We start from the raw sequence: 25,648 nt of genomic DNA, 5'->3' as shown, positions 1-25,648 counted from the left end.
TGCTCACCGACGAACCTGAGGCGGCGCGCTTCGAGACCGCGGTCGCGGCCGATCCGGTCCGGTTGATGTCGACGGCGTCGTATCTCGAGGCAGCGATCGTCATCGAGACACGGTTCGGCGAGCCGGGCGGACGCGAGTTGGATCTGTGGCTGCATCGGGCCGGAGTGGACCTGGTCGCCGTCGGAGTAGATCAAGTCGAAGCGGCACGCGTTGCTTACCGCCGTTTCGGCAAGGGTCGACACCGCGCTGGGCTGAACTTCGGGGACTGCTTTGCCTACGCGCTAGCCCGGGCCAGCGGGCAACCGCTGCTGTTCAAAGGCGATGACTTCACCCACACCGATATCGGCGTGGCCGATTGAGGGGTGCGCCTGGAACACCCCGCCGGGTACCGTGCCACTAGGGAGGTACCCCGTGAGCACGAAACCCACTAAGCCCTGCGACCACGACGACGACCGCCACGAAGAAGAAGCGTTCTTCGAAGAGTGTCTCCGCGAGCACGGTCAGCTTGCCGACGAGGAGTGCACCGAGTTGCCTCCCGGCGCCACCCACCAGGTCACCACCGACGCCACCGGCGAGCGCAAGATCACCCGAAAACGGTACTCCGCCTTCTAAAGAGCCGACCAGCCGCAGGCGAACCGGACCCGCTCAAGTTCCTGCTTGGCGCCGCGCTTGCGCACCGCGTGCGTGGTGCCCAACCCGGCAGCGGTCTTGGCTTTGGCCGCGGGCGCGATGCTCTTCTTCGGCTTCTTGGCCGCAGCGTCGAACGCGATCTGGTTGTTGGTCACCAGGCTGCTGACGAAGTCCACCACCTCCGCCGACGGCGCGCCGGAGCGCGGGGCGGCCATCAGCGCCGCCGACCCGCCCGAGCTGCCGACCAGGGTGGCGGTGTTGACGGCGGCCACCACGCCTTTGAGGCGCGGGTCCACCGCGTCCAGGGACACCTCGCTGTACAGGGTGACGTTGGCCATCGGCGCACCGCCGAGTTCGACCATGCTCACGATGGCCGGCTTGCGGCTGCCCGCGGCGAACCGGCCGCGCAGATCCTGGATCGTGGACTCCTCGACGGTCACCTCGTTGCGCCGCACTTTCGGTGAGGCGCCCGCCAGCGCCATCTCGGCGGCCAGGTAGGCGTCCGCGCCCAACGCCAGGCCATGGTTGAGGAAGGCCTGGTTGATCACGCCGCGATGCTTACCGGCGTACATCTGCTCGTCGGCCAGCACCATCGCCCTGCCGGCCGCGCGGAAGAACCGTGGGACGGCCGGGGCGCTGCGGGCGGCCTCGTAGAACAGCGCCGAGGCGATCTTGGTGGCGCTCCACAGGCCGGTCTGGGTGGTCTTGCCGGACTTCACGAAGATGCCCCGCAGCACGTCCCAGAAGCATCCGCTCATGATCCGGGCGATGCTGTGCACCTCGGCGATCATCACGTTGGGCCCGCCGGTCTTCGGCATGGTCTGCGGCAGTTGCCAGGTGAACGTGTTCAGGGCCCGCCGGGGCTGGGAGGCCGAGAAGCCCGGGCCGTAGAACTGGCGGATGGCCTCGGAGAGCTCCTCGGCGGTGGCCTCGACGAAGTTGGCCTTGTCCAGTTTGGGCGCGAGCTTGAGCAGCACCTCGCGGGTCTTGCGGTCGGCCAGGGCGGTGACGATGGCCGTTACGTCGCCGAAGGCCTCGTGGAAACCGCCGACCTCGAGCAGGTTGACGGCCCACAGATCGGGCCGGAGCGCGTCGAGGATCGCGTGCCCCGCCTCGTGGGCGACCACGTCGGTGCTGGCCCCGGAGTACCAGGTGGTGTTGCCCTTCGTCGCGTGGAAGAACGACAGGGTGGCCCGGTCGTAGTAGGCGTTGAGGTCTTCGCCGGCGTCGGAGACCACCAGCATCGACGCTGGGTTGTCCGCATCCTGCGCCCATGAGGTCAACGGCGTGCCGAGCGCCTTCTCCCACGCCTCGATCGCCAGGATCGCCCCCTGCCGGGCCTGCCAGGCCACGAACTCCGGGCTGCCCGGCGGGTAGGACGCCTGCGGCGGCTCGTCGGCCAGGGTGATCCCGGCGCGGCCGGCCGGCCGGTCACGTTTCGCGGTGACCCGCCGCATCGGCATGACATCGACGACGAGTGGATCGTTGGGAATGAAGTTGATCATCGCGCTGCCGCGCCCCCTTGTTCACGTTGGATGCGGCGGCGCCGCGTGGTTCGACTCACGGTAGCGCGACGGGGTGACAAGAAGCGGCTAATAGTCCGATAGCGCCGGCTGATCGCCGGCGCTATCGGAATGCGAGCAGTGTTTAGGAGACGGTGACGTGGACGTGGTTGAAGTGAGCGGGTACCCGCCACATGGTGTAGACCACGCCGAATCGGCCGGCCTGGCTCTGGACGTCGGAGTTGATCGCGTCGCCCAGGTCCATGTCCGAGCCGATCATGATGTCGAGGGCATGGCCGCTGGGATGGTCGGGGCGCGAGTCGGCGCGCACGCCACCGATGGACTGCACACTGGGATAGGTGTCGGTGATGTACTGCAGCAGGTTCCAGGCGTTGGGGGACAGGCCGCTGGTCCCGACGAGCGGAACAGCCGACGCAGTCGCCGAAGACGTTGCAATCAGGCCGGCGGTAATCGTCGCCAGTGCAATGGTTTTCATAGTGGAGAAATTTTAACGACGTCACTTTTCAAACCAAAGCGACTGTGTCCCTGAGCAATAGTTGTTGACTATGCGTCGTGTTTGCTGAAATCAACGCTTATCCACGCCGAATTCAGTTGTTAATCAACCTATTACCGCAGGTCAAACTATAGGCGTGAAAGAGGTTAAACCGCAGGTGGGCGCGCTGCGCACCGGCAAAGTCCTAGTTGAATGCAGCCGGAGCAAGGAGATTTCGGCCGCGTGACCCCGAAATCGCTTTGCCGCCGGGCGTTCAAATTCAAAACGTGTTCTGGGACACAGTTGGGGTTTTCGGGCGGATTTGCGTGTTCGCGCGACACTCCCGACGTTCGGTCTCCAATGCCGCGAGTCTGTCCCCGCCCCGGCTTAAGGTCGAGCCATGACCGGGATGATCGTGGCGGGTGCGGATGGGCTCCAGCGCGCTCCGTCCGCGCACTTCGCGGGCGCTGTGGCGGCCGTCTCGCAGCCGTTTCGCCAGCTCGTCGCCGATCTGATCGACGGTCTCCGGGTCCACCCCGACGGCGAACGCCTGGACATCGTGCCTCGTCAGCAGAGCGCCGGCTACATCCAGCTCGTCGCCCTCGAGTGGCTGCCCCGATCGGAGCGCTGCTTCCTGATCGACATGTGGGCGCGCACCGACAGCGGCGCCGACGGTGAGTGGGACCCCCGCGGCACCCCGCGTCTTCCCGACGATGTTCTGCGCGCGGGACGCTGGCAGTTCTTCAATTGCTATGTGGCACTGCGCCAATGGGGCCGCGCGGCGCACCTGCGCGGCGAGTACCCCAAGTAGGCCGACGCTACTTTCAGTGCCGCCAGTCCGGTCCGTCGGCGATCGCGTCGTAGGCCAGCGAGAACCGGAACCAGCGGGCCGCCTCGGACAGATGGCCGGTGCGCCGCGCCAGATTGCCCAGCCGCCACATCACCCCGACGTTGGGCAGTGGCTCGGTGGTCAGCGCCCGTACATACCCGGCCCGGGCGTCCACCGCTTCGCCGGCGGCCTCGAGCTGTTCGGCGTTGCGCACGAACGAGCGGCTCGACGCCGGCACGGCGCCCCCGGTGACGGGCGGCGGGGTGAGTGTGCGCAGCTTGGGCGGCTTCCGAACGGAGGATCCGTTGGTTCTGCCGGCGGCTTTGATGCCCCGCTCCAGGGCGTCGAGCAGCTCTTCGACCACGTCTTCGACGTCCGAGCCCTGCTCGCGCCAGCCCTTGATGTCCAGGGAGACGCCGTCGGCGGTCGCGAAGTCGGCGGCCAGCGGCCACGCCGCGGCCGGGGCCGGCTGGGCGGGCGCGGAGTCCAGGCTGTCGGCGAAGGCCATGACCTCCGCGATGGACGCCCGTGGGTTGCGCTCCTGAAAGTCCATCATGGCTTGGGCTTTGGCGCCCACGGTGTCCGGATCGGGAACCGTCTCGGGCGCGGGAGTGGTTGCCGGAGTGAGCATTCCGTAGATGCGGCTGTCCTTCTCGACCACCGCCGGCAGCCCCGCGGCGGCCGCGGCGATGGGCTTGGACAGGCTGGTGCGCTGGATGTCACGGGCGGTGATGGTGGGAAGTTCGAGGTTGGGGGAGGCGTACACCGCGGCGACGCTCTCCGGAACGTAGGCGTAGGGCCGGAACGCGGCGATGACCCGGCCGTGCTTGGACACGTAGACGGTCTTGTCGGCCCGCAGGGCGTCGAAAAGCTCTTTGTGCAGCTTCTTCAGCCCCGACAGCGGCATGACGGTGTATCTCGGTTCGGTGGCCTCGGTGGTGGACCTGGTGTGTTCCCGCTCGGTAGCCATGGTGGGTGTCCTTTTCGGCTGCGGAACTGCGTGGTTGACGCCGAGTGCTTCGGCACGGTTCGTGGCTCCGCCTAATCTACCGACATATGTCGGTAGTTTCAATAGGATATCGAACATGTACAAGGACACCGCCAAGTGGCTGCTGACGTTCACGCCGATCACCGCGGTCATCACCCTGGCGCTGACTCTGGGGCCGAGACTCAACGCGATCGTCGGAATCGGCTTGGTCGGCTGGGTGCACCGGTTCCCGGTCGCCACCGCGGCGATCGTCCTGACCTTGGCCGCCACCGTCGCGGTCGTCGCGCTGTGCCGGTACGTGCTGCTCGCCGAAGCCACCCCGTGGACCGAGCTGCGCACATCGCCCACCTGGTGGTCGCGCGCCTTCAGCGACCACGCCGTCGGCATGCCGCTGTTCCCGGCGTCCACCGACTTCGAGGCGGCGGAGATCCGGGCCACCACCGACGATGCGACCTCAGCCGAGCAGAGCGCTCTGGCCGCCACCACGCTGCGCATCCAGACGCTGTCGGAGACCCTGAACGCCAAGGCCCGATTCCTGCGGTTCAGCTGGGGCTACGGCGTCTGCATGCTGCTCATCGTCGCCGGGCTGTCGGTGGCCGCGTTCAGCGTTCCCGCCACCCCGGAGGCCGTCACCAAACCCACCAAGGTGGCGATCCTGCTGCCGGACGGCGCCGAGCGCCGGTTCACCGAGACCACCGGCTGCACCACCCTGGGTGGTACTACCGCCGTCGCGGTCGGCGGGCTGTGGGACCGGCCGGCGATCCGGTTGATCGGCCCCGGCTGCCCGGCGGGCCAGTGGACGCCTCCGGAAGACATCGGGATGGTGATCACCCCGACGTGACGGCGCCTGAAACCAGGGCCGCGTTACGGTGGCCGGATGAACGTGGGCGAACAGACCATCGAGTGGCTCTACCGGGACCAGTTGCAGGTCGACGAGCAGTGGTCGGTGCGCACGGAGCGGGGGTTCACCTGGTGGGCCGATCAGAACGCCCAGACCATCGAGATCCTGGGCGAGGAGAGCCTGCCCGACGGGCCGACCGGCTACCTGATCGGCGTGCGCACCGAGGTGGTGACCGACGTCGAACTGACCGCGGCCGGGTTGACCGAACTCAACGACGGGCCGATGCGCTGCGCAGCCCTGGCCGGGCCGGTGTACGACCGCGAGCGGCGGACATTGAGTCTGTCGTCACTGGCCCTGGTGCACGACGACGAGGACAGCTGGACCGGCGTGGTGCTCGGCTCGGCGGCGGTCTCGCAGGTCGCCGAGGCCCGCATCCTCGGGCCTGATCTGGCCGCCGCACTCGGCGGTCGCCCGGCTCTGAGCGGTCACCCGGCGAACGGCCTGCGTCCCACCCCCGACGAGATGGTGGACGCGGTGCGGCTGTTCGTGGAAGCCGGTCAGGCGCCCTGCCGCTGGCCAAAGTCCGAATTCGACTCCGCAGTAAGAGAATTCATGATGCAGCCCCCCTCTATCGGCGCGACCAGTTCCGGTCAGGGATTCACCGTGGAGTTCCCCTACGGCATGCGGTCGTCGCTGTGCCAGGTGGGCGCCCAGCCGCATCCGCTGTACGGCAACGGGCTTTTCGTGTTGCAGCGCTTCCCTTTCACCGTGGACACCCCGGCCCAGGGCGCGGAGTTGGCGCTGGAGCTCAACGGTGTCGAGCTGACCCAGAACGGCACCGGCTTCGGGTTCGGCAGCTACGTCTACGACAACGGGATGCTGTGCTTCACCGGGTTTTTCCCCAACTCGCTGCACGGCCAGATCGCGCTGCCGAACCTGTACTTCGCCTGTGCGGCGCGGGCGCACGCCATCTCGGTGTGGCTGCTCGACGAGCCGTGGACCGCCGATTCTTTCTCTCTGGGAAAAAGCACACTGGGCCGAAAGATGATGTCCGCAGGGACGGAAAGTAGGCAGCGACCATGAGTGACGACCCGTACGCCAGCGCCCAGGAACTCGGCCTGATGCAGGGATTTCCGCCCCCGCCGGGCAATCGGGTCGACCGCTCCAACGGCCTGATGTTTCCGCCCTACAACCGGTGGGCCTACCTGAACATGCGCATGCTCTATCCGTCGGCCGCGGTGCGCAACGCCGATGCGGTGCTACCGCTGCGCGTCGAACTCGATTCGGGCATCGGCCAACTCAACGTCACCCGGGCGGACGGAACCGCCGCCGGCTTCCCGGCCTTCCTGCGTGAGACCTATACCGATTCGCTGCTGGTGGCCACCCCCGACCGGCTGGTCTATGAGCACTACGCCAACGGCATGCATGCCAACCAGGCCCACCAGATGATGTCGTGCACCAAGTCCTTCGCCGGCCTGTTCGCGCTGATGGCCGCCGCCGATGGTCGGCTCGACGAGTCGCAGATGGTCACCGACGTCATCCCCGAACTCGCCGGCGCCTCGGCCTTCGCCGGCGCGACCGTCGGCCAGGTGCTGGACATGGTGAACTCGACGGAGTTCGCCGAGGACTACGCCGACCCCGACTCGGGGATCTGGAGCTACGGGCGGGCGCTGGGCTGGATCGAGTCCGTGCCGGGCACCGACGCCGACACGCTGTATGAGTTCCTCGCCACGCTGAGCAAGGACCCCGCCTACGAGCACGGCGAGATATTCCGCTACCAGACGCCCAAGACCGACGTCGTCAACTGGATCACCAACCGGGCCACCGGAAAGTCGTTCCAGGACCAGATGTCCGACCTGCTGTGGCGCAAGCTGGGCACCGAGGGCGAGACCTACGTCCTGCTCGACCGCGGCGGCACCCTGGTGGCCGGCGGCGGACTCAACGCCGCCCCGCGCGATCTGGCCCGGTTCGCGATGATGATGCTCAACGACGGGGTCGCCGACGGGCAGCAGGTCGTCCCGGCAGGGGTCATCGACACCCTGGATGCCGGTGCCAGCCGCGAGGCGTTCTCCCGCGGTCCCGACGCGGTCGGCGCGGTGGGCACCGGCGACTGGAGTTACCGCGCGCAGTGGTGGATCCGGCACACCCCGGGGCGGGAGGCCATCATCGCCGTCGGGATCAACGGGCAGTGGATCTACCTCGACCGCCGCCGCGGCGTGGCGATCGTCAAGCAGTCCTCCCAGCCGGTGTCCTCGGATCCCGACACCGACCAGTTCACCCTCAACGCCTTCGATGCGGTGATCGACCGACTCGGCCGGTGAACACCGAGCATCTCTCGTTCGTGGAACTGCACACCAAGCTGGGGCTGGCCGGCCGGACGGAGCTGGCCGCCTTGGTGGGCTGAGGTCAGCCTGGATTACAGGAGGAGCCGGATGATCCCGTCGATCGGTGGGGTGGCGCGGCTCTCAGCGCCGCGGGCGGTTCAGCACGGCCAGCACCACACCGGCCAGAGCGATGATCGGGCCGAGTACGGTCCAGGTCGTCGTATTGCTCATCGGGCTGCCCTGCACCGCCCCCACGCCCTGCAGCGTGAAGAGCACGCCGCACAACACCATCACGATCCCGGCACCCAACAATCCCTGTCGCATGGGTGCCATCGTCGCCTAATGCGCGCCGGTCCGGATAAAGCAGCTGGTCAACGACGTGCTTGTGGTCCCATGACTAGGCCCTTTCGTTAATTTCCTAAAACGAGACTGAGAGGAGACTAGCGGCGAGATGGGTGTTGCGGGTTGTTGAATCTGAGAATATTTTCCTGCCGTCAGTACCGTCTTGCTGCGCGGTCGGCGGTGATCCTGTTCGAACTCGGACCGGAATTGCGCTTTGGGCGATAACCTGTTGCTCCGGAAGCCAGAATTCCCGCAAACACCAGAGGACGCTCCCATGGCAAGTCCCGCTCTGAACACCCGTCGTCCCCGCGTCGTCGTGATCGGCTCCGGTTTCGGTGGACTGAACGCGGCCAAGTACCTCAAACGAGCCGACTGCGACGTCACCCTCGTCGCCAAGACCACCAGCCACCTGTTCCAGCCGCTGCTCTACCAGCTGGCTACCGGCATCCTGTCGGTGGGCGACATCGCGCCGACGACGCGGTTGATCCTGAAGAAGGTCAAGAACTGCCAGGTACTGCTCGGCGATGTGGAGAACATCGACCTGCACAACCAGACCGTCACCTCCCGGCTGATGAACATCGACACCGTGCTGCCCTATGACTACCTGGTGGTGGCGGCCGGAGCCCAGCAGAGCTACTTCGGCAACGACCATTTCGCCTCCTACGCCCCCGGCATGAAAACCATCGACGACGCCTTGGAGCTGCGCGGTCGCATCCTCGGGGCGTTCGAGGCGGCGGAGGTCATCACCGACCCGGCCGAGCGCGCCCGGCGGCTGACGTTCGTCGTCGTGGGCGGCGGGCCAACCGGTGTGGAGCTGGCCGGCCAGATCGCCGAGCTCGCCCAGCGCACCCTGCCCGGGGCGTTCCGCACCATTGATCCCGCCGAGTGCAAAGTGATGCTGCTGGACGCCTCGCCGTTCATTCTCACGCCGATGGGCGAGAACCTGGGGCACAAGGCCCAGCACAAACTGGAGAAGCTCGGCGTGCAGGTGCATCCGAACTCGGTGGTCACCGACCTCGACTACATGGGCATCACCGTGCAGGACAAGAACACCGGCGAGACGCGCCGCATCGAGTGCGCGTGCAAGGTGTGGGCGGCCGGGGTGCAGGCCAGCCCGCTGGGCGCGATGATCGCCGAGCAGGCCGAGGGGTGCGAGGTCGACCGGGCCGGGCGGGTGGTGGTCGAACCCGACCTCACCGTCAAGGGCCACCCCAACGTATGGGTCGTCGGCGACATGATGTCGGTGCCCGGCGTGCCGGGCGTGGCCCAGGGCGCGATCCAGGGCGCCAAGTACGCCACCCAGATCATCAAGCGCTCGCTGCGGGGCAACGACAACCCGCTGTACCGTCAGCCCTTCAAGTACTGGGATAAGGGCAGCATGGCCACCATCTCCCGGCACAGCGCGGTGTGCCAAGTCGGCAAGCTGGAGTTCGGAGGCTATATCGCCTGGCTGGGGTGGCTGTTTCTGCACCTGGTGTATCTGGTCGGGTTCAAGAACCGGATCAGCACGCTGTTCAGCTGGGCCTTTACCTTCTCGACCCACAGCCGCGGGCAGCTGGCCACCACCAGTCAGATGGTCTACGCCCGGCTGGCGCTGGAGAGCATCGAGAAGCAGTTGCAGCACGCGGTCCACGACGTCGAACGAGACGCCGAGCAGCTGCCCGTCGGCCTGCGGGTCGGGCTGGCCGACTGAGCGGCGGGATCGCGCCGCTGATGCTCTAGCTTCCGGTTAGCGGGTCTCCGATGAACACCGACCCGCCAATCACTTCACGGAAGCCGTGCCGCAGGCTGTCCATCAGCGCGGCCCGGTCTCCGACGGCGGCGTCGTCGGAGCTCACGCCCACGCTGGCGGCGTTGGTATAGGTGAGCATCGTGACGTTGATCGCCGCACCGATGGTTCCCACCAGCGGGTACATCCGCTCCACCTTTGCGCCGGCCAGCCACACCGGGACCGGGATGCCCGGCACGTTCGAGGCGGTCAGATCGGAGGTCTGCGCGGCGGCCGACACCAGCTCGGGCGGCAGGAAGCGGCTGAGCTCGGCGAGGTAGTCGGCCAGCTTCAGCGCCGGCTCGGCGCGCCAGCTGCGGACCGTCTTCGCCGCGGTCTCCAGCACGTCGTCGATGACGTTGCTGATCGGGATTTCGAAGCGGGCGATCGTCACCGCGTTGCTCTCATCGGCAGAGGTGCGCAGCGAGATCGGCATGTTCATCCGCAGCTCGTCGACGGGGTGACCCATCTTCTGGTGGTAGTCGTACATACCGACGCTGATCGCGGCCAGGAATAGGTCGTTGACCGTCCGGTTGCGTTTCCTGGCCGCGGCCTTGAACTTGTCGAAATCCATGTCGATGGTCTCGAAGTGGTAATTGATGCTGCGGCCCTTGAGGATCGGCGAGAGCGGCTCGACCGACACCTTGGTGAACCGGGCCACCGACTCGGCGGTCTCCTTCACCTTGCTGAACAGCGTGCGCGGGTGGCGGATGGCGACGAGTGCCAACCCCGGCATGCCCTTGATGGCTTCCTCGGCGGTCTTGGCTACCCAGCCGACGTTGTTGCGGAGTACCGCCTGCATGAAGCCTTTAGTGTCGAGCACCACCGGGTCCGGCGCGTCCGGCATGGGACCCAGGTCGGCGCCCTCCGGGGCGAAGTCCAGCAGCGCCAGGCCGAGTTGCACCGCGCCTTGGCCATCGGCGATCGCGTGGTGCAGTTTCTGCACCAGCACCGACTTGCCGTCGGGCAGACCCTCCAGCAGCGTCACCCGCCACAGCGGACGGTCCTTGTCGAAGTCGGCCATGCTCTGCCGGCGGGCTTCCTCCAGGACGTCCTCCCACGTCGACCCCTGCGGCATTCCGAAGCGGCGCATGTGGAACGACAGATCGAAGTTGGGGTCGACGACGACGCGCGGCGTCTCAAGGCCGGTCGGGCCCTCCACCACCTTGGACCGCAGCACCGGCGCCAGTCGGGTGGCCCGCTCGTAGCGGTCGCTGAGCTGGGCCCAGTCGGGGCTGCGGTCGAGCACGAGCACGCCCAGGATGGTCGACCGCATCACCGGGTCGTCGGTGGCCATCCGCCAGGTGGCGAAATCCCAACCGCCCAGCCGCCGGGCCTCCTTGATGGTCTCGTCGCCGCGCAGGGTCTTCGGCGTCGCCTTTGTGGTGGGGGCCTTCTTCGTGGGGGCCTTGGCGGCAGCGGTTTTCGCGGCGGAAGCGTTCTTGGCCGGCGCCTTCTTCGCGGCCGCCTTCTTGGCCGGGGCCTTCTTCTGCGGGCTGTCCGCCACGTGTCCTCCCAAAGGTTCTGGTGTGAAACATCCTGTCACTTTTGGCTGCGAGGTTTCATGTCTCGGCGCTCGTCCTGTCGCGGGTTGGCGGCCAGCGGTACAAGACCAGCGGTTCGGCGGGCCCGCACCGTGATTCGGGCCCCACGATGCGGCTGCTGGAAGATGACGCCGCCGATCCGCACCCGCTCCCCGGGCGCGGTGGTGGTGTGCAACTCGGTGCCGCGCAGCACCTCGCGCAGCACGATGCGCAGCTCGGCCAGGGCCAGATTCGCGCCGAGGCAGCGCCGGGTTCCGCCGCCGAACGGCAGCCAGGTCGTTGGGCTCAGCGTGGCGCCGAGCATCCGCTCCGGCCGGAACTGTGCCGGGTCGTCGTACAGCGACTCCTCGGCATGCACCAGCCCGATCGCCGGGATGACGGTGACGCCGGCGGGCAGCCGGTAGCCGGCGATGTCGGCGGGCTCCTTGAGCACCCGCCCGACGTCGAACACCACCGGGCGCACGCGCAGGGTCTCCTTGGCGACGGCGTCGAGGTAGTCGTCGTCGCCGGAGTCGGCGGCCGTGGTGGCGCGGGCCAGCGCGTGCGGGTGGCGGGTCAGCCGTTCCAGCGCCCAGGACAGCGCGGTGGCGGTGGTGTCGTGCCCGCCGAGCAGCAGGGTCATCAGCTGATCGCGCAGTTCGGCGTCGGTCATCTGAGGGCCGTCGTCGCCGCCCGCACGCACCAGCATGGCCAGCGTGTCGGTGCGCTCGGCGAGGTCCGGATCGGCACGCCGGTCGGCGATCTCGGCGTTGAGCAGCTCGTTGGCCTCGGCGATCCGGCGGCGCAATCGTCGCCAGGGCAGCCGCCGCTGCAACGACGGGCGGGCGATGGCCGGGGTGTCGTAGGTGCCCGGTGTCAACAGCCGCGGCATCACCGCCCGCAGCGCCGCCAGCCGTTGCGGGTCGCTGGCGCCGATGACGGTCCGCAGGATCACCTCCAGGGTGATCTCGGCCATCTTCGGAGCCACCGGGAATTCGGTGCCGACCGGCCAGCCGGCGACATTGGCGGCGGCGATCTCGCCGATCAGCTGATGCTGGCGGGCCACGGCCTCCAGCCGGAACGGCGCCATCATCAGCCGGCGCCGGTCGCGGTGCCGATCCCCGTCGAGGAGCACCACCGAGCTGGGGCCGAGCATCCCGGCGAGCATCGAATACGCCTCGCCGGCGTGGTACACCCGGGCCTCGCCGGTGAAGACGGTCTTGATGTCGTCCGGGTTGGCCAGGTACACGCCAGGACCGAAACCAGCAAGCTGCACGGTGAACACATCCCCATAGCGACGCTGGCACGCTGAGGCGAACGCCGATTTCCAGCGAAGCATCAGCACACTCTGGACAGCTGCTGGCAGCGGCGGTCCGGGGGGCAGTGTGGCCATGCGCCAACGGTAACCGACACCGCGCCGGTGAAACTAATTCCCCGGTGCGCAACCATGCCCCTCGGTGCGGCGCGTTCCTGGACGTTGACCCAGCTCAGCGGCGCTTTGCGCGCACCCGGATCACCGCACCCCGGTGCGGCTGCTGGATAACCCCGCTGATCCTCGGGCGCTCGCCGGGTGCGGTGGCGGTAGCCAACTCCACCCGGCGCAGCACCTCGCCGAGAACGATGCGCATCTCGGCCATGGCGAGATTGGCGCCGAGGCAGCGGCGGTTGCCGCCGCCGAACGGCAGCCAGGTAGTGGGGGACAGGCTGGCGCCGAGCATCCGCTCCGGACGGAATCCCGCAGGGTTGTCGTAGAGGGCCGGCTCGACGTGGACGAGGCCGATCGCCGGGACCACCGTGGTGCCGGCGGGGAGCCGGTAGCCGGCGACGTCGGCCGGCTCCTTGAGTACCCGGCCGACGTCGAACACCACCGGGCGCACCCGCAGGGTCTCCTTGGCGACGGCGTCGAGGTAGTCGCCGGAGTCGGAGTCGGAGTCGGAGTCGGAGTCGGCGGCGGCGGTGGCGCGGGCCAGCGCGTGCGGGTGGCGGGTCAGCCGCTCCAGCGCCCAGGACAGCGCGGTGGCGGTGGTCTCGTGACCGGCCAGCAGCAGGGTCATCAGCTGGTCGCGCAGCTCGGCGTCGGTCATCCGGCGACCGTCGTGGCTGGCGGCGCGCACCAGCATGGCCAGCGTGTCGGTGCGCGCGGCCAGGTTCGGGTCGGCACGCCGGTCGGCGATCTCGGCGTAGAGCAGCTCGTCGGCCTCGGCGATCCGGCGGCGCAGTCTGCGCCAGGGCAGCCGCCGCTGCAACGACGGGCGGGCCATGGCCAGGGTGTCGAAGGTGCCCAGGCTGAGCAGCCGCGGCATCACCGCCCGCAGCGCGGCCAGCCGCTGGTGGTCGGTGGCCCCGATGGTGGTCCGAAGAATCACCTCCAGGGTGATCTCGGCCATTTTCGGCGCCACCGGGAAGTCGACGCCCACCGGCCAGCCGGCGATGTTGGCGGCGGCGATCTCGGCGATCAGCGCGGTCTGACGGGCGACCACGTCACGGTGGAACGGCGCCATCATCAGCCGGCGGCGATCGCGGTGCAGATCATCGTCGAGCAGGAGCACCGAACTGGGGCCCAGCATCCCGCCGAGAACCGAATTCGCTTCGCCCGCATGGAAGATATGCGGATCCCCGGCGAATACCGTCTTGATGTCGCGGGGGTTGGACAGGTAGACCGCGGCGCCGAATCCGGTCAGTCGCACGGTGAACACGTCGCCGTAGCGGCGTCGGCAGGCGAACGCATAGGCCGACCACCAGCGCAGCATCAGCGCGGTCTGCACGGCGGTCGGCAGCGGCGGTCCCGGCGGCAGCGGGTGGCGTCGCTCCGCTACGTGCCGCCGAACCCCCATAACCGACTGACGGTACCTCCGGTCAGTCCTGAATGCTCAGAGCTTGGGTGGGACAGTTCTCGCAGGCCTGCTCCAGGTCGATCCGGCGATCGGCGGGGATGTCGTCGATCAGGATCTCCAGGGCGCCGTCAGCGCCGATCTGGAAGATGTCCGGAGCGGTCGCTTCGCACAACCCGATCGATGAACACTTGCTGCGGTCGACGACGACTCTCATCGGGCTCAGGCCTTCGCCTTCTCGGGGGTGAACTCGGCGGTCATGGACATCACGGTATGGAAGAAGTTGCCGTTGCCCAACTCCGGCTCGCCGACCACATGGATATCCGGCAGCCGGGTCAGCAGCTCACGGAAGGTGGCGGCGATCTGCCGGCGCGCCAGCTGCGCACCCAGACAGTGATGGATGCCACCGCCGCCGAACGCGACGTGCTTGTTGGGAGAGCGCGACAGGTTGAGCTGCTCGGGGTGGTCGAACACCTCGGTGTCCATATTGGCCGAGGAGTAGAACATGATCACCTTGTCGCCCTCGGTGATGTGGTGCCCGCCCAGCTCGGTGTCATGGGCGGCGGTGCGCCGGAACGTCATGATGGGGGTGGCCCACCGGACGATCTCCTCGACCGCCGAGTGCATCCGCCCGTCGAGATCCCCCATCAGCCAGGCACGCTGATCGGGGAAGTCGGTGAGCGCCTTGAGCCCGTGGCTGATGGACTGCCGGGTGGTGTCGTTGCCGGCGATGATCAGCAGTGCGAAGAACGACGCGATCTCGTCGTTGGTGAGTCGTTCGCCGTCCACCTCGGCCTGCACCAGGGAGGTCATCAGGTCGTCCGCGGGCTTGCTGCGGCGGGCGTCGATGAGTTCATGGGCGATCCCGTGCACGGTGGTGACCGTCTGGAACAGCCGCACAAGCGGATCGGCGCCCTGCAGCAGCCGGGGATCGCGCCAGCCGTCGGCGAACTGCGATTCGTAGGCGATGGTCCGGCGGTGCTGCTCGGGGATGCCGATCATGTCGCAGATGTTGTGCATCGGAACCAACGCCGCGACCTCGGTGACGAAGTCGATCCGCCCCTTGTCGGCCCCCTTCTTGATCGCGCCGTCGACGATGCGACGGGCGTTGTCGACGATGTGGTCGTCGATGCGGGCCAGCTGCCTGGGGGTGAACGCCGACGCCAGCAGCCGCCGGATCTTGGTGTGCCGCGGCGGATCCAACGCGATGAAGCCCTGGGCGGCGTCGAGCACCTCCACCGGCAGCGACTCGAACGTGACGCCCTTGCCGGACAGGAAGTCGCCGGGGCGGCGGGTGACCTCGACGAGATCGGCATGCCGAACGACGGCCCAGAAGCCCTGGTCGTTGGGATCCTCGACCATCCCGTTCTTCACCGGGTGGTGCCAGGAGATCGGTCGGTTAGCGCGCAGTTCGGCGAACACCTTCTCGCGGTCCTCGGCGGTGCCCGACCAGAATTCCAGCGACGAGATGTCGGCGGGGTCGTACGGGCGTTCGGCGCGGGTCAGGGCTGGGGCGCTCATCGGATCTCCTTAGTGGCGTGCTTCACACCAGCCTCCGACAAAAATGAAAAAGTGTCAAGCAATGATGACTCAGGCGTTTTTGTGTCGTGCCCGCTAGACTTCCGCCATGCCCGTTCCCGATCTGCGTGCGGAAACCCGCGCTTACGGGCGGGCCAGACTGCGCGAACTGGCGCTCGACGCCACCCGGGAGGTGGTGCTCGACCGGGGCTGGGCGGCGGTGCGGATGGGGGCGATCGCGACGGCGATCGGCATCAGTCGGCAGAGCCTGCACGCCGAATTCGGCACCAAGGACGACCTCGGCGACGCGCTGGTGATGCACGAGACGGAGCAGTTCTTCGACGGCGTACAGGTCCGCCTGGAAAAGCACCCGGGCGATCTGGCCGGCGGAGTCTTCGAAGCGGCCGGCTACATGATCGAGGTGGCGAGGGGCAATCCGCTGCTGCAGACCATCCTGACCCGAGCCCCGGCGGGTGGGGGCGACGACGTGTCGCTGCTGCCGTTGCTGACCGTCCGCAGCGAGCCCCTGATCGACCATGCGATCACGATCGTCGGCGAGTGGGTGAACACACAGTGGCCCACGGCGGATCCGGCCGATGCGCGGGTGATGGTGGAAAGTGTTGTGCGCCTGTGCCTGAGCCACATCCTGACCTCGACGCGTTCACCGTCGGAGGTCGCCGCCGACCTCGCCTTGGTGGCGTGCCGCTGTCTGCGGCTGCCTGACCCGGACTAGGGGATCAGCGGTCCGCTGGGCACCGGCGATCAATCGATCAGGCCCAGTTCCGCCAGCAGCTCCCAGCAGGCCACCAGTGCGGCGTACCGCGGCCACCAGTGGTCGAGGTTGGGGGAGGCCGCGCGCATCGCCAGCGGGAACGGGGCGTAGGCCACGTCCCAGTGGTGGGCGTGCGCCATGGCGACGTGGGTATTCATCCCGATCGGCACCAGCGACTGTTTCTGGGTGAGTTGCATGTCGTTGTTGGCGTCATAGGAACTCAGCCGCACCGCGTCCATGAATTGGACGTTGGGCACCTCCAGCGGGCGGCCGATCCAGCCCTTGATCCATGGGTCCTTGACGGACTGCGGGTTGACCGAGACCAGCCCGCGGACACCCTGGATGACGGCAAGGTAGTCCCGGGCTTCTTCGTGCTTGGCGAGGTCGGCAGTCAGTTCGGTGATCTGCATGCCGAGATCATGCTGGGGCGAGAGCTACAGCTTCAGCGAATCGCGGATATCGGCGAGCGTTTTGGCCGAACTCTGAAGTCCCAGCAGCTCGTTGACCGATAGCGGCACCTCCAGCACCTGGCCGGCACCGGACCGCGAGACCAGGGTGGGCAACGCCAGCGCGACGTCTCTGAGTTGGTAGGCGCCGGTGCTCGCCGACGATGACGCCGTGCACGTTGCCCACGTCCACCCCGGCGCGCTGGGCGATCAGGTAGCGGAAGCGGCTGGAGTCCAGCACCGTTCCGGACCCGAAGATCCGGCCCGGGTCGATGTCGACGGAGCGCGCCGCCGCGAGGGTGACGATATCGACCGGGTTGGTGACGAAGATGAAGATCGCATTGGGGGAGTGCTCCAGCAGTTGGGGCATCATCGTCTGGACGATGCCGACGTTGGTGGCAGCCAGTTCCAGACGAGTCTGCCCGGGCTTCTGGGCGGCCCCGGCGGTGACGATGACGACCGATGAGCCAGCGGTGACATCCATGGAGTCAGAGCCGGTCACCACACAGTTGGGCACGAACTGGCTGCCGTGGTTGAGGTCGAGGACCTCGGCGTGAACCTTCTTGGCGGCCATGTCGTAGAGGGCGATCGCGCCCGCGGACCCACGGATCATGCACGCATAGGCGATGGCGGTCCCGACACTGCCAACCCCGACGATGGACACTTTACTGGTGCGCTGTTCGGACACCTAGCGGATCTTGCCGAATTCCGCTACTAGTCACAGCCGAATGGACAGCTTTGACATCAGCGACGAAGCGGCAGTGAAAACGGATCTGCGCGATTTTGCTTCTGGTCGCGCCGGAGATACCTAACCTTCCCCTATGCGGACACGCGCACTGCCCAAGCTGCCCTGGTGGAAACGCGGGCTGGTCGCCGGTGCCAGCGGCACCGCCGCGATGGCCGCCTGGTACCACCTGGAGCGCACCCTGCGGAAGGGGGAATACACCGGGGTGGCGACCCTGGCGGACGGTACGCCGGTGGAAGGTCTGTGGTCCCACGAGGGGCTGGACTACGACGACAGCGTCGTACCCGGACAGATCGTGGCCGATCTGCTGAACCTTCCGGAACCCACGGCGAAGGAGGCCGGGGCGATCACGCTGGTCCTGCGATGGACCTACGGTTCGGCGTTCGGAATTCTTCACGTCTTGCTGCGCAACAAGATTCGTGAGCCTTACTCCAGCCTGGTGTTCGGCTCGGCGTTGATGACGATGACGACGGTGGCCTTCCCGGTGCTGGGACGCACCCCATGGCCCTGGCAGTGGCCGCTGGACGCCCAGTTCAGTGCGGTCGGCAGCCACGGCGCATACATCCTCACCGCGTCGATACTCGACAACGCCCTGCGCTGACCGCCTCCCGCGGGCTCCCTTTGATCAGGCGCCAGGTTACGGCGCTGTCCGTGCTGTGCCTGGCCGTCTTCATGGTGGCCGTCGACGGCACCGTCGTCAGCGTCGCCGTGCCGTCCATCACCGAGCAGTTGCACCCCGGCTACAACCAGGTGCTGTGGATCGGCGACATCTACTCCTTCGTGCTGGCCGGTCTGCTGATCACCATGGGCAACGTCGGCGACCGGGTCGGTCGCAAGCGGTTGCTGCTGATCTCCAGTATCGCCTTCGGCGCGGCGTCGGTGGCCGCGGCTTTGGCGCCCACCGCAGACCTGCTGATCGCGATGCGGGCGGTGCAGGGTCTGGCCGGGGCGGGTCTGATGCCGTCGACGCTGGCGCTGCTACGCACGGTGTTCACCGAAGACCGGCAGCGGATGCGCGCGGTGGGTATCTGGAGCGCGGCCGGCGCGGCCGGGGCGGCCATGGGTCCAACGGTCGCCGGGGTGCTGCTCGAGCATTTCTATTGGGGCTCAGTGCTTCTGGTGAATTTGCCGGTGGTTGTTCTGATCGTCGCCGTCGGGTGGTGGGCGCTGCCCGAGGCCCGCAGCGAGGCCCGGCACCCGGTAGATCCGCGGTCAGTGGTCTACTCCACCGCCGGCATTCTCGGCGTGGTCTACGGGATCACCGAGCTGGCGCACTCCGGGCCCCGCTTCTGGCCGGGTTATCTGGCACTGGTCGTGGGGGCCGCACTGCTCTGGGTGTTCCTGCGCCGCCAGCGGCTGCTGCCGGCGCCGTTGCTGGACCTGCAACTGTTCCTTCAGCCCCGGTTCAGCGCCGCCATCGTGTCGCAGTTGGTGATCGTCTTCGCCAACATCGGGGCGCTGTTCTTCCTGCCGATCTTCCTGCGGCAGGTCGGGGACTTCTCGCCGCTGCAGTCCGGTCTGGCCACGCTGCCCGGGTCGATCGTCAGCCTCATCACCGCCTCCAACACGGCACGACTGGTCGGCCGGTGGGGGCACCGCCGCACCTTGCTGGTGGGCATGGCGGTGGGCGGTATCGGTCTGGTGTTGCTGGGCCTGGCCATCCCGCTGTCCTATGCGGCGATGGTGATTCCGCTGATGCTGCTGGGCTTTTCGTTCGGCTCAGTCGTCACCGTCGCCTCGGACCTGGTACTCACCAGCGCCAGCGCCGACCGGGTGGGTGCAGCCACCGGCATCTCCGAGACCTCGTTCGAACTGGGCACTGCGCTGGGCATTGCCATCACCGGCAGCATGGTGTCAGTGCTCTACGTGCTGTTCAGCGACGGCACGGCCAGCTTCGGCGAGTCGGCCGACCCGCGTGCGTTCACTCTGAGCCTGGGCGGCAACTGCGTGCTCACCGGTCTGCTGCTGGTCGCGGTCACCGTCGCCGTGTCGCGGGCGCTGAGCGAATCATCCTCCGCCCCAGCATGATCCCGCTACCTGCCGGCGTCGCCGCGATGGCCCTACGCGGACCCCGGTGGGCGGAGTGGGTGGTGGAGTTGCCGTCGACCGCCGAACGGCTTGCTACCCAGTGGCAGGTGCGGCCGGACGCCGCCGGGTTCGACGAGCGCCGGGCTCCCAAAGCCGTCCAGGACTAGCGGTTATCCAGACCTGTCTGCGAGCGCCGCTCAGAAGCAGGGCATACCGGCGGGCGTGTAGTACGGCTGGCCGGTCGGCAGGTAGCACGGCATCTCGCCGGGGAACGCGGGGAACGGCAGGTAGCCGGGGGGCAGGGGCGGCCACATCGGGGGCGGCGGGGGCGCGACCGGGTAGCCGTAGTACGGGCGGTCGACCGCGGCGCCGATCACCGCGGCGCCGGCGACGTCGCCGACGATGCCGGGCGTGCAGCCGCCGACACTGACGTGGCGACCGCCGACGTCGCCGCAGACCTCGGCCTGGGCGACCGGCGTGAGGGCAGCGGGCAGGGTGGCCATCGCCAGCGCGGCCAATATCGTGGCCGTCATTTTTGTTGTCATGCCGACATTATCGCCGTGATCGCGGTATTTCGTTACTTGAAGCCGGAAAGGAGACGGCCCCCGGGGAAAACCCCGGGGGCCGTCTGCCGTGCCGTGACAGGAACTACTTATTGGTAACGGTCTCCGCGAAGGTGCCGGTGCCGTCGTTCAGCCAGGTGATGGTGCCGTTCTGGAACTCGCTGATCCAGCCGCCACCCTTCACCTTGGCGCCACCGCCGGTCTCGGTCTCGTCGGCGGTCGGCCAGCCGAGCGCGCCCGCGGGGCCGCCCTGCTCGTCCAGGTAGCGCTTCAGGATCTCGCCCTGGACCATGTAGGACCCGGCCGGCGAGGTGAAGATGGTGCCGTTTTCGAACGCGGTCATGCTGCCGTCGCCGACCTTCTCCGTCATCCCGGTCGGAGCGCCGAGAGCGGTGGCGCCACCCAGACGGGTGTACGCAGCGGCGGTCGGTCCGTCGAGGGACACCTCGCCGACGCCCGGAACGTTCATCGTGGTGGGCGTGCCGTCCATCACCGACGACGCGGCGCTGGAAGCGACGCTGGCACCGCTGCTCGCCACGCTGCTGGCACCACTGGCTGCGCTGCTGGCGACGCTGCTGGCGGCACTGGCCGCGCTGCTGGCGGCACTGCCGGCGGCACCGGCGGCGCTGCTGGCGGCACTGCCGGCGGCACCGGCGGCGCTGCTGGCCGCGCTACCGGCCGCACCCGCGGCGGACGACGCGCTGGAAGCGATGTCCTTGGTGGCCTCTGTGGCCTGGGAGCAGCTCACGGCGAACGCGGCAGCGATGGCGAGGCCGCCGGCAGCGGCCGCGGCGCGGGCCATTCTGGTGTTCATTCTCTGGGTTCTCCTTTACGTGGATCGGCATGACGACATGCGTCGCCCGCCAAACTAGCAAACGCAATTTGCGTTGCGGCACCGCCTAAGATACTGGTCTCAGCCTGGTTTCCCCGTAACGGAGGCAATAACGGTTCTGCAGCGGTGATGTGAATCAGCCGCATTTTGGTCGTCGGTATCCTGGATCGAAGGCATAAGAGGGGTTACGCTCCCTCCACGGAGCGGCAACGGCGCCGCCCCGCGAGGAGCGATGATGGCACCGTCACGAGTCGGCGAACGCCAGGTCAAGGGTATGCGGGGTGCAGGTAAGGGCTCAAGCCTGCCGCCCAGCAAGACCATGATCGTGCACTCCGCCGACGGCACCCGTCTGCACACCGAGGTGTTCGGACCGACCAACGGCTACCCGATCGTGCTGGCGCACGGAATCACCTGTTCGCTGCGGGTATGGCACGAGCAGATCAACGACCTGTCCCGGGACTTCCGGGTCATCGCCTACGACCACCGGGGTCATGGCCGCAGCGGGGTGCCCGCCCCGTCCGCCTACAGCCTCAACCACCTGGCCGCCGACCTCGACGCCGTCTTGGCCGCGGTGCTGCGGCCGGGGGAGCGGGCTGTGCTCGCCGGCCATTCGATGGGCGGAATCGCGATCAGTTCGTGGTCGGACCGCTTCCGCGACCGAGTCGAGCAGCGCGTCGACGCCGTCGCCCTGATCAACACCACCCATGGCAACCTGGTCGACAAGATCCAGTTGTTACCGGTGCCCGGAGTGCTGCGGTCCACCCGTGTCGCGGCTGCCCGCACCATGATCCGTTCCCTGGGCGGCGCGCCGCTGGTCCGCGGTGTCCAGCCCGGCAGCCGCCGGTTCCTTCAGATGATGGCGGTGGGCGCACAAGCGGACCCGTCGATCTCGCACCTGCTGCACGACCTGTTCTCCGCCACCCCGCCCGCCGGCCGCGGCGCGTGGGCGCGGGTCCTGGTCGACGAACTCGGCCCCCGGGCCTACATCGACCTGTCCGGGCTGACCGTGCCGACGCTGGTGATCGGCAGCTCCAAGGACCGGCTGCTACCGATGTGCCGGTCCCACAAGATCGCTGCGGCCGCCCCCAACCTCGTTGATCTGGTGGAGATGCCGGGCGGGCACTGTGCACCCCTGGAACACCCCGAGGTGGTCAACCGGCACCTGCGCAGCCTGGTGAACGCCGGCGCCGCGGCCCAGCGGATCAGTTCCTAGAGCGTCAGCGTCGCAGCCACTTCGGCGGCGGCGCGCTGGCCCGAGCGCACCGCGCCGTCCATGAAACCGGTCCATTCGTCGGCGGTCTCGGTGCCCGCCCAGTGCAGAGGGCCCACCGGCATCCGCAGCAGCGGCCCGAACTTCGTCCACGACCCCGGCGGCACTGCGGCCGTCGGGCCGCCCGGAGCGAAAGCTTCTGCGCCCCAGCGTTGGTCGACGTAGTCGATCGGGTTCGCGGCCTGTTCGCCGAACAGGCCGGCGAAACAAGCCAGCGACTGTTCTCTGCGCTGCGCTTCGGGCAGCGCGTCGAATCCGCGCGGGTTGGTGAAGCCCAGCAGGATTCCCGGACCGTCGGGCGGGCTGACGTCGAAGGTGATGAACACCGGGCCCACGTCGGACAACGCCTGGCCGGAGAGGCCCTGCGACCGCCAGAACGGAGTGGGGTAGGCGGCATAGACCTTGGTCAGCGCGCCCAGCGGCCAGCGCTGCGCCAGCTGCTGGTACTCGATCGGCGGGGCGGGGGCGATGTCGATGTCCAGGCGCTGCATCGGGGCCACCGCCACGACGGCGCGGCGCGCGTCGACCACCCCTGCCGACGAGGTGATGGCCACCGCGTCGCCGGACCACTCGATGCGGGACACCACCGCGTTCAGCCGGACCCGCTCGCCGAGTTCGGCGGCCATCTTCGCCGACAGCTGGTGCGTGCCGCCGGGGAAGTGATCCTGCTGGGCGCCGCCGACGACGTCGAGCATGCGGTCCAAGCCGCCGGAGGTCTTGACGTAGCGCACCGCGTGCAGCATCGACACCTCGTCGGGCTCGGCACCCCAGGTGACCCTCGCCATGATCGCCATCAGATCGCGCGAGGAGGCGCTGGCCTTGATCGAGCGCAGCCAGCTGCCCAGGCTCATGTTGTCGAGTTTGCCGGCGTTCTTCGAGGTCCATGGCTCGCTGATACTCACGCCGGCGGAGAGGCGTCGGAACTGCCACTGGATGCGGCCGATATCCACCAGGCCCAGCCACCCCAGTTTCGGGATGGTGCCCTGGTAGCGGCGGACGGTGCCCCGCCAACGGATCAGGTTGGCGCCATCGCAGTACGTCGGGGTGGTGCCGCAGCCCAGATCGGCGGCCAGTTTGAGTACCGCGTCCTGGGTGGGCCCGACGAACGAGGCCCCCAGGTCCACCGGATGTCCGGCCAGCGTGGCCGGCTTGGTGCGTCCACCCACCCGGTCGCGTCCCTCCAGCACCACGGCGTCGAAGCCATTCCGGGTCAGATCCCGTGCGGCCGTGAGCCCGGCCAGACCTGCGCCGATTACCACCACGTCATGCGCCATGAATCCAGTCTTACCGATTTCGGTGCGCAAACGTGCGCCTGCCGCCGGTTACCGCACCGAAGTTTAGGGTGAGGGGTGACGTGAAAATCCTGACCGCCCTGTTCGCCCCGACCGACGCCGTGGACCGGGCGCATGCCCTGCGCGACGCCGGGGCGGCCGGGGTGTTCACCTTCGAGGGACCGCACGACGTGTTCGCGCCGCTGACCCTGGCCTCGACGGTGGGTGGCCTGGACTTGCTGACCAACGTGGCGATCGCCTTTCCGCGTAATCCGATTCAGCTTGCCCATCAGGCCTACGACCATCAGCTGCTCAGCGGTGGCCGGTTCACCCTGGGTCTGGGCACCCAGATCCGCACCCAGATCGAGAAGCGCTACGGCGCGCAGTTCGACCGCCCGGTGGCGCGGATGCGCGAACTGGTCGGCGCGCTGCGGGCGATTTTCGCCGCGTGGCAGGACGGCGAGCGGCTGGACTTCCGCGGCGACTTCTACCAGCACACGCTGATGACTCCGACGTTCAACCCGGGTCCGAATCCGTTCGGTCCGCCCCCGATTTACCTCGGCGCGCTGGGACCGCGGCTGACCCGGGCGGCGGCGGAGACCGCCGACGGGCTGCTGGTGATGCCGTTCTCCTCGACACGGTTCCTGCGCGAGGCCACCATGCCGGCGGTTCGCGGGGGGCTGGCCGCCTCAGGTCGGGATGAGGCCGGCTTCGCGGTGGTACCCGAGGTCATCGTTTCGGCCGGTTCCGAGCATGACGCGGCCCGCCGGTTGCTGGCCTTCTACGGATCCACCCCGGCGTACCGGCCGGTGCTCGACGTCCATGGCTGGGGCGACCTGCAACCGGAGCTGAACCTGCTGTCTAAACAGGGCCGGTGGGCCGAGATGGGTGAACTGATCAGCGACGAGGTGCTGCACACCATCGCCGCGTGCGGCACTCCGGCACAGATCGCCGCCCACATCCGCGAGCGGGTGGACGCCGCAGGCGGCCCGGCCGGCACCGCCGCCGCAGGCGGCTCGGCTGGCACCGCCGCCGCAGGCGGCCCGGCCGGCACCGTGTGCCTGTATCAGCCGGGGCCGATCCCGATCGGAGTGCTGGCCGAGATCGTCGACGAGTTGGCGCGCTTCAGCGCCGCTTGACGAACACGCTGACCGCGGGACTGACGAGCAGCAACGACAGCCAGGACTTCTGCGCAGCGCCCGGTCCGAAACGGTAGGCGATCGGAATCGACACCAGGAAGATCGCGGCCACCGCCACGGAGTGGACGATGAGCCCCCGCACAGGCAGCGGCTTGTCGGTGAGCCCCCGCGCGCGACCGACCAGGACGAGTGCGACCGTGGCGAGAACGATCGCCGCGACATTGACCGCGAAGACCGCCGTGGGCAACGGCAGGTCTGCCGGGTCCGGGGCGCTGACGGCCTTGGTGGTGAAGGGGATGAAGATCACCAGCGCGACCAGATAGATGCAGGTGCGGACGGTGGCGGAATCCAGTGCGCGAAAGGACGACAGCACCTGATGGTTGACCACCCACATGCCTGCTACCACAACGAAACTGATCGCGAAGGCCAGCAGCTGGTCGCCGAGGCCGGTGTCCAGAACCACCCTCACGCTCGTCCACGCGGCGGGCGGGGGAACTTCGAGGGTGGTGACCAACAGCGTCAGGGAGAACCCGAAGATCGCATCGATGAGGTTCAGGGCGCGGCCGAATTCCACGGTGTCCCTGGGGAAAACCCAGCGGTGAGGATTCATGCGTCGGTCACGGGGCGACGGTGAGCCAGTCGGCGAAGCCGGACGGGTCGTGGCGTCCGAGCGCACCGTGTTCGAACAGGCCCCAGCCTTCGGCTTGCTGTCCGCCACCGTGGCAGACCGCCCGGCCGACATGGTCGATGACGCCGAAGCCGAATCGCCCGACGACCGCCGGGTCGGTCATGTCGTAGTTGCGCCGTTCGGTGAACGCCGGACCCTTCCAGACGCCGTGCAGCCAGTCCGGGTCGCCGCCGTAACCACCGCCGACGTGGATGGGCACCGCCAGCCGGGATTCGATCTCGAAGCGAACCGGCGCACCGGCGCTGTCGGTGGCCTCGATGACCGCGCCGGTGGGAATCCTGGTGCCGGAGCGGTACTGGATCTTC

Annotated in this window: 29 protein-coding genes and 1 pseudogene; 14 read left to right on the top strand and 16 right to left on the bottom strand. The window is 68.2% G+C overall.

Annotated features, from left to right (window positions below; genetic code table 11):
- Together ADBZ6I_RS04730 and ADBZ6I_RS04725 are read left to right on the top strand one after the other, a co-directional pair.
- Positions 1-359, top strand: a 359-nt coding sequence (locus tag ADBZ6I_RS04730; RefSeq protein ID WP_526381380.1) for a type II toxin-antitoxin system VapC family toxin, incomplete at its 5' end; no start/stop codon positions are given.
- 52 nt (positions 360-411) lie between these two features.
- Positions 412-612, top strand: coding sequence for a hypothetical protein (locus tag ADBZ6I_RS04725; protein ID WP_526381378.1), 201 nt, complete (start codon positions 412-414; stop codon positions 610-612).
- Here ADBZ6I_RS04725 and ADBZ6I_RS04720 read toward each other — a convergent pair.
- Positions 609-2,135, bottom strand: a complete 1,527-nt coding sequence (locus ADBZ6I_RS04720) for a M36 family metallopeptidase (protein ID WP_526381376.1) — start codon at positions 2,133-2,135, stop codon at positions 609-611. The two genes, ADBZ6I_RS04725 and ADBZ6I_RS04720, sit on opposite strands and share 4 nt — an antisense overlap.
- A gap of 142 nt (positions 2,136-2,277) precedes the next feature.
- On the bottom strand, positions 2,278-2,628 hold the full coding sequence (locus ADBZ6I_RS04715) for a VldE C-terminal domain-containing protein (RefSeq protein ID WP_526381374.1): 351 nt from the start codon (positions 2,626-2,628) through the stop codon (positions 2,278-2,280).
- Positions 2,629-3,025: 397 nt separating this feature from the next.
- Between ADBZ6I_RS04715 and ADBZ6I_RS04710 the strand changes: the two genes are divergently transcribed.
- Positions 3,026-3,436 (top strand): hypothetical protein, encoded by a 411-nt coding sequence (locus tag ADBZ6I_RS04710; RefSeq protein ID WP_526381372.1) that lies wholly within the window; start codon positions 3,026-3,028, stop codon positions 3,434-3,436.
- A 13-nt stretch (positions 3,437-3,449) separates the two neighbouring features.
- On the opposite strand, the gene ADBZ6I_RS04705 is transcribed toward ADBZ6I_RS04710, so the two are convergent.
- Positions 3,450-4,424 (bottom strand): hypothetical protein, encoded by a 975-nt coding sequence (locus ADBZ6I_RS04705; RefSeq protein WP_526381370.1) that lies wholly within the window; start codon positions 4,422-4,424, stop codon positions 3,450-3,452.
- A 115-nt stretch (positions 4,425-4,539) separates the two neighbouring features.
- Here ADBZ6I_RS04705 and ADBZ6I_RS04700 point away from each other — a divergent pair, with 115 nt between their 5' ends.
- The 3 genes from ADBZ6I_RS04700 to ADBZ6I_RS04690 are packed head-to-tail and all read left to right on the top strand — an operon-like array spanning position 4,540 to position 7,604.
- Positions 4,540-5,283, top strand: a complete 744-nt coding sequence (locus ADBZ6I_RS04700; RefSeq protein WP_526381368.1) for a hypothetical protein — start codon at positions 4,540-4,542, stop codon at positions 5,281-5,283.
- 36 nt (positions 5,284-5,319) lie between these two features.
- Positions 5,320-6,366: a hypothetical protein gene (locus ADBZ6I_RS04695; RefSeq protein WP_526381366.1), complete on the top strand. Its 1,047-nt coding sequence runs from the start codon at positions 5,320-5,322 to the stop codon at positions 6,364-6,366.
- Positions 6,363-7,604 carry a serine hydrolase domain-containing protein gene (locus tag ADBZ6I_RS04690; protein WP_526381364.1) on the top strand — a complete coding sequence of 414 codons (1,242 nt, stop codon included), beginning with the start codon at positions 6,363-6,365 and terminating at the stop codon, positions 7,602-7,604. The genes ADBZ6I_RS04695 and ADBZ6I_RS04690 overlap by 4 nt, the downstream gene beginning before the upstream one ends.
- 144 nt (positions 7,605-7,748) lie before the next feature.
- Here ADBZ6I_RS04690 and ADBZ6I_RS04685 read toward each other — a convergent pair whose 3' ends face one another.
- On the bottom strand, positions 7,749-7,931 hold the full coding sequence (locus tag ADBZ6I_RS04685; protein ID WP_526381362.1) for a hypothetical protein: 183 nt from the start codon (positions 7,929-7,931) through the stop codon (positions 7,749-7,751).
- Between the two features lie 292 nt (positions 7,932-8,223).
- Here ADBZ6I_RS04685 and ADBZ6I_RS04680 point away from each other — a divergent pair, with 292 nt between their 5' ends.
- Positions 8,224-9,642 (top strand): NAD(P)/FAD-dependent oxidoreductase, encoded by a 1,419-nt coding sequence (locus ADBZ6I_RS04680; RefSeq protein WP_526381360.1) that lies wholly within the window; start codon positions 8,224-8,226, stop codon positions 9,640-9,642.
- 25 nt (positions 9,643-9,667) lie between these two features.
- Here ADBZ6I_RS04680 and ADBZ6I_RS04675 read toward each other — a convergent pair whose 3' ends face one another.
- From ADBZ6I_RS04675 to ADBZ6I_RS04655, 5 genes are all read right to left on the bottom strand, one after another.
- Entirely contained in the window at positions 9,668-11,224 is a 1,557-nt protein-coding gene (locus ADBZ6I_RS04675) for a wax ester/triacylglycerol synthase domain-containing protein (RefSeq protein ID WP_526381358.1), read from the bottom strand.
- 35 nt (positions 11,225-11,259) lie between these two features.
- Positions 11,260-12,633, bottom strand: a complete 1,374-nt coding sequence (locus tag ADBZ6I_RS04670) for a cytochrome P450 (protein ID WP_526381356.1) — start codon at positions 12,631-12,633, stop codon at positions 11,260-11,262.
- Between the two features lie 94 nt (positions 12,634-12,727).
- Positions 12,728-14,074, bottom strand: a complete 1,347-nt coding sequence (locus ADBZ6I_RS04665; RefSeq protein WP_526381354.1) for a cytochrome P450 — start codon at positions 14,072-14,074, stop codon at positions 12,728-12,730.
- 22 nt (positions 14,075-14,096) lie between these two features.
- Positions 14,097-14,288 (bottom strand): ferredoxin, encoded by a 192-nt coding sequence (locus tag ADBZ6I_RS04660; RefSeq protein ID WP_313674160.1) that lies wholly within the window; start codon positions 14,286-14,288, stop codon positions 14,097-14,099.
- A gap of 5 nt (positions 14,289-14,293) precedes the next feature.
- Entirely contained in the window at positions 14,294-15,592 is a 1,299-nt protein-coding gene (locus tag ADBZ6I_RS04655; RefSeq protein ID WP_526381352.1) for a cytochrome P450, read from the bottom strand.
- A 106-nt stretch (positions 15,593-15,698) separates the two neighbouring features.
- Here ADBZ6I_RS04655 and ADBZ6I_RS04650 point away from each other — a divergent pair, with 106 nt between their 5' ends.
- The gene (locus ADBZ6I_RS04650; RefSeq protein ID WP_526381350.1) at positions 15,699-16,322 is read left to right on the top strand and encodes a TetR/AcrR family transcriptional regulator; all 624 of its coding nucleotides are present in this window, start codon (positions 15,699-15,701) and stop codon (positions 16,320-16,322) included.
- Positions 16,323-16,351: 29 nt separating this feature from the next.
- Here ADBZ6I_RS04650 and ADBZ6I_RS04645 read toward each other — a convergent pair whose 3' ends face one another.
- Both ADBZ6I_RS04645 and ADBZ6I_RS04640 read right to left on the bottom strand, forming a co-directional pair.
- Positions 16,352-16,771 (bottom strand): hypothetical protein, encoded by a 420-nt coding sequence (locus ADBZ6I_RS04645; protein ID WP_526381348.1) that lies wholly within the window; start codon positions 16,769-16,771, stop codon positions 16,352-16,354.
- A 24-nt stretch (positions 16,772-16,795) separates the two neighbouring features.
- Positions 16,796-17,495: pseudogene (locus tag ADBZ6I_RS04640) on the bottom strand (lactate/malate family dehydrogenase).
- 133 nt (positions 17,496-17,628) lie between these two features.
- On the opposite strand from ADBZ6I_RS04640, the gene ADBZ6I_RS04635 reads away from it, so the two are divergent.
- From ADBZ6I_RS04635 to ADBZ6I_RS04625, 3 genes are read left to right on the top strand one after another with little or no spacing between them, the layout of a single operon-like run.
- Complete coding sequence (locus ADBZ6I_RS04635) at positions 17,629-18,153, top strand: hypothetical protein (RefSeq protein WP_526381346.1); 525 nt, start codon at positions 17,629-17,631, stop codon at positions 18,151-18,153.
- A 50-nt stretch (positions 18,154-18,203) separates the two neighbouring features.
- Positions 18,204-19,580 (top strand): MFS transporter, encoded by a 1,377-nt coding sequence (locus ADBZ6I_RS04630; protein WP_526381344.1) that lies wholly within the window; start codon positions 18,204-18,206, stop codon positions 19,578-19,580.
- On the top strand, positions 19,577-19,747 hold the full coding sequence (locus tag ADBZ6I_RS04625; RefSeq protein WP_526381342.1) for a hypothetical protein: 171 nt from the start codon (positions 19,577-19,579) through the stop codon (positions 19,745-19,747). The genes ADBZ6I_RS04630 and ADBZ6I_RS04625 overlap by 4 nt, the downstream gene beginning before the upstream one ends.
- A gap of 30 nt (positions 19,748-19,777) precedes the next feature.
- Here ADBZ6I_RS04625 and ADBZ6I_RS04620 read toward each other — a convergent pair whose 3' ends face one another.
- Together ADBZ6I_RS04620 and ADBZ6I_RS04615 are read right to left on the bottom strand one after the other, a co-directional pair.
- Positions 19,778-20,125, bottom strand: a complete 348-nt coding sequence (locus tag ADBZ6I_RS04620) for a hypothetical protein (protein WP_526381340.1) — start codon at positions 20,123-20,125, stop codon at positions 19,778-19,780.
- Between the two features lie 103 nt (positions 20,126-20,228).
- Complete coding sequence (locus ADBZ6I_RS04615; RefSeq protein ID WP_526381338.1) at positions 20,229-20,612, bottom strand: LGFP repeat-containing protein; 384 nt, start codon at positions 20,610-20,612, stop codon at positions 20,229-20,231.
- A 10-nt stretch (positions 20,613-20,622) separates the two neighbouring features.
- On the opposite strand from ADBZ6I_RS04615, the gene ADBZ6I_RS04610 reads away from it, so the two are divergent.
- Complete coding sequence (locus tag ADBZ6I_RS04610; RefSeq protein WP_526381336.1) at positions 20,623-21,015, top strand: hypothetical protein; 393 nt, start codon at positions 20,623-20,625, stop codon at positions 21,013-21,015.
- A 195-nt stretch (positions 21,016-21,210) separates the two neighbouring features.
- The gene (locus ADBZ6I_RS04605) at positions 21,211-22,188 is read left to right on the top strand and encodes an alpha/beta fold hydrolase (protein WP_526381334.1); all 978 of its coding nucleotides are present in this window, start codon (positions 21,211-21,213) and stop codon (positions 22,186-22,188) included.
- Here ADBZ6I_RS04605 and ADBZ6I_RS04600 read toward each other — a convergent pair.
- Positions 22,185-23,519, bottom strand: coding sequence for a flavin monoamine oxidase family protein (locus ADBZ6I_RS04600; RefSeq protein WP_526381332.1), 1,335 nt, complete (start codon positions 23,517-23,519; stop codon positions 22,185-22,187). The two genes, ADBZ6I_RS04605 and ADBZ6I_RS04600, sit on opposite strands and share 4 nt — an antisense overlap.
- Before the next feature lie 89 nt (positions 23,520-23,608).
- On the opposite strand from ADBZ6I_RS04600, the gene ADBZ6I_RS04595 reads away from it, so the two are divergent.
- Positions 23,609-24,655 (top strand): TIGR03617 family F420-dependent LLM class oxidoreductase, encoded by a 1,047-nt coding sequence (locus tag ADBZ6I_RS04595; RefSeq protein WP_526381382.1) that lies wholly within the window; start codon positions 23,609-23,611, stop codon positions 24,653-24,655.
- On the opposite strand, the gene ADBZ6I_RS04590 is transcribed toward ADBZ6I_RS04595, so the two are convergent.
- Positions 24,642-25,229 (bottom strand): TMEM175 family protein, encoded by a 588-nt coding sequence (locus ADBZ6I_RS04590; RefSeq protein ID WP_526381330.1) that lies wholly within the window; start codon positions 25,227-25,229, stop codon positions 24,642-24,644. The two genes, ADBZ6I_RS04595 and ADBZ6I_RS04590, sit on opposite strands and share 14 nt — an antisense overlap.
- A gap of 43 nt (positions 25,230-25,272) precedes the next feature.
- Positions 25,273-25,648: Rv3169 family protein (locus ADBZ6I_RS04585; protein WP_526381328.1), on the bottom strand; the 376-nt coding region annotated here is incomplete at its 5' end.

It is taken from the genome of Mycobacterium sp. (assembly GCF_044342925.1).
Classification (GTDB): Bacteria; Actinomycetota; Actinomycetes; order Mycobacteriales; family Mycobacteriaceae; genus Mycobacterium.
The sequence above is the reverse complement of the archived record's forward strand: the minus strand, read 5'-3'. Positions and strand labels throughout refer to the sequence as shown.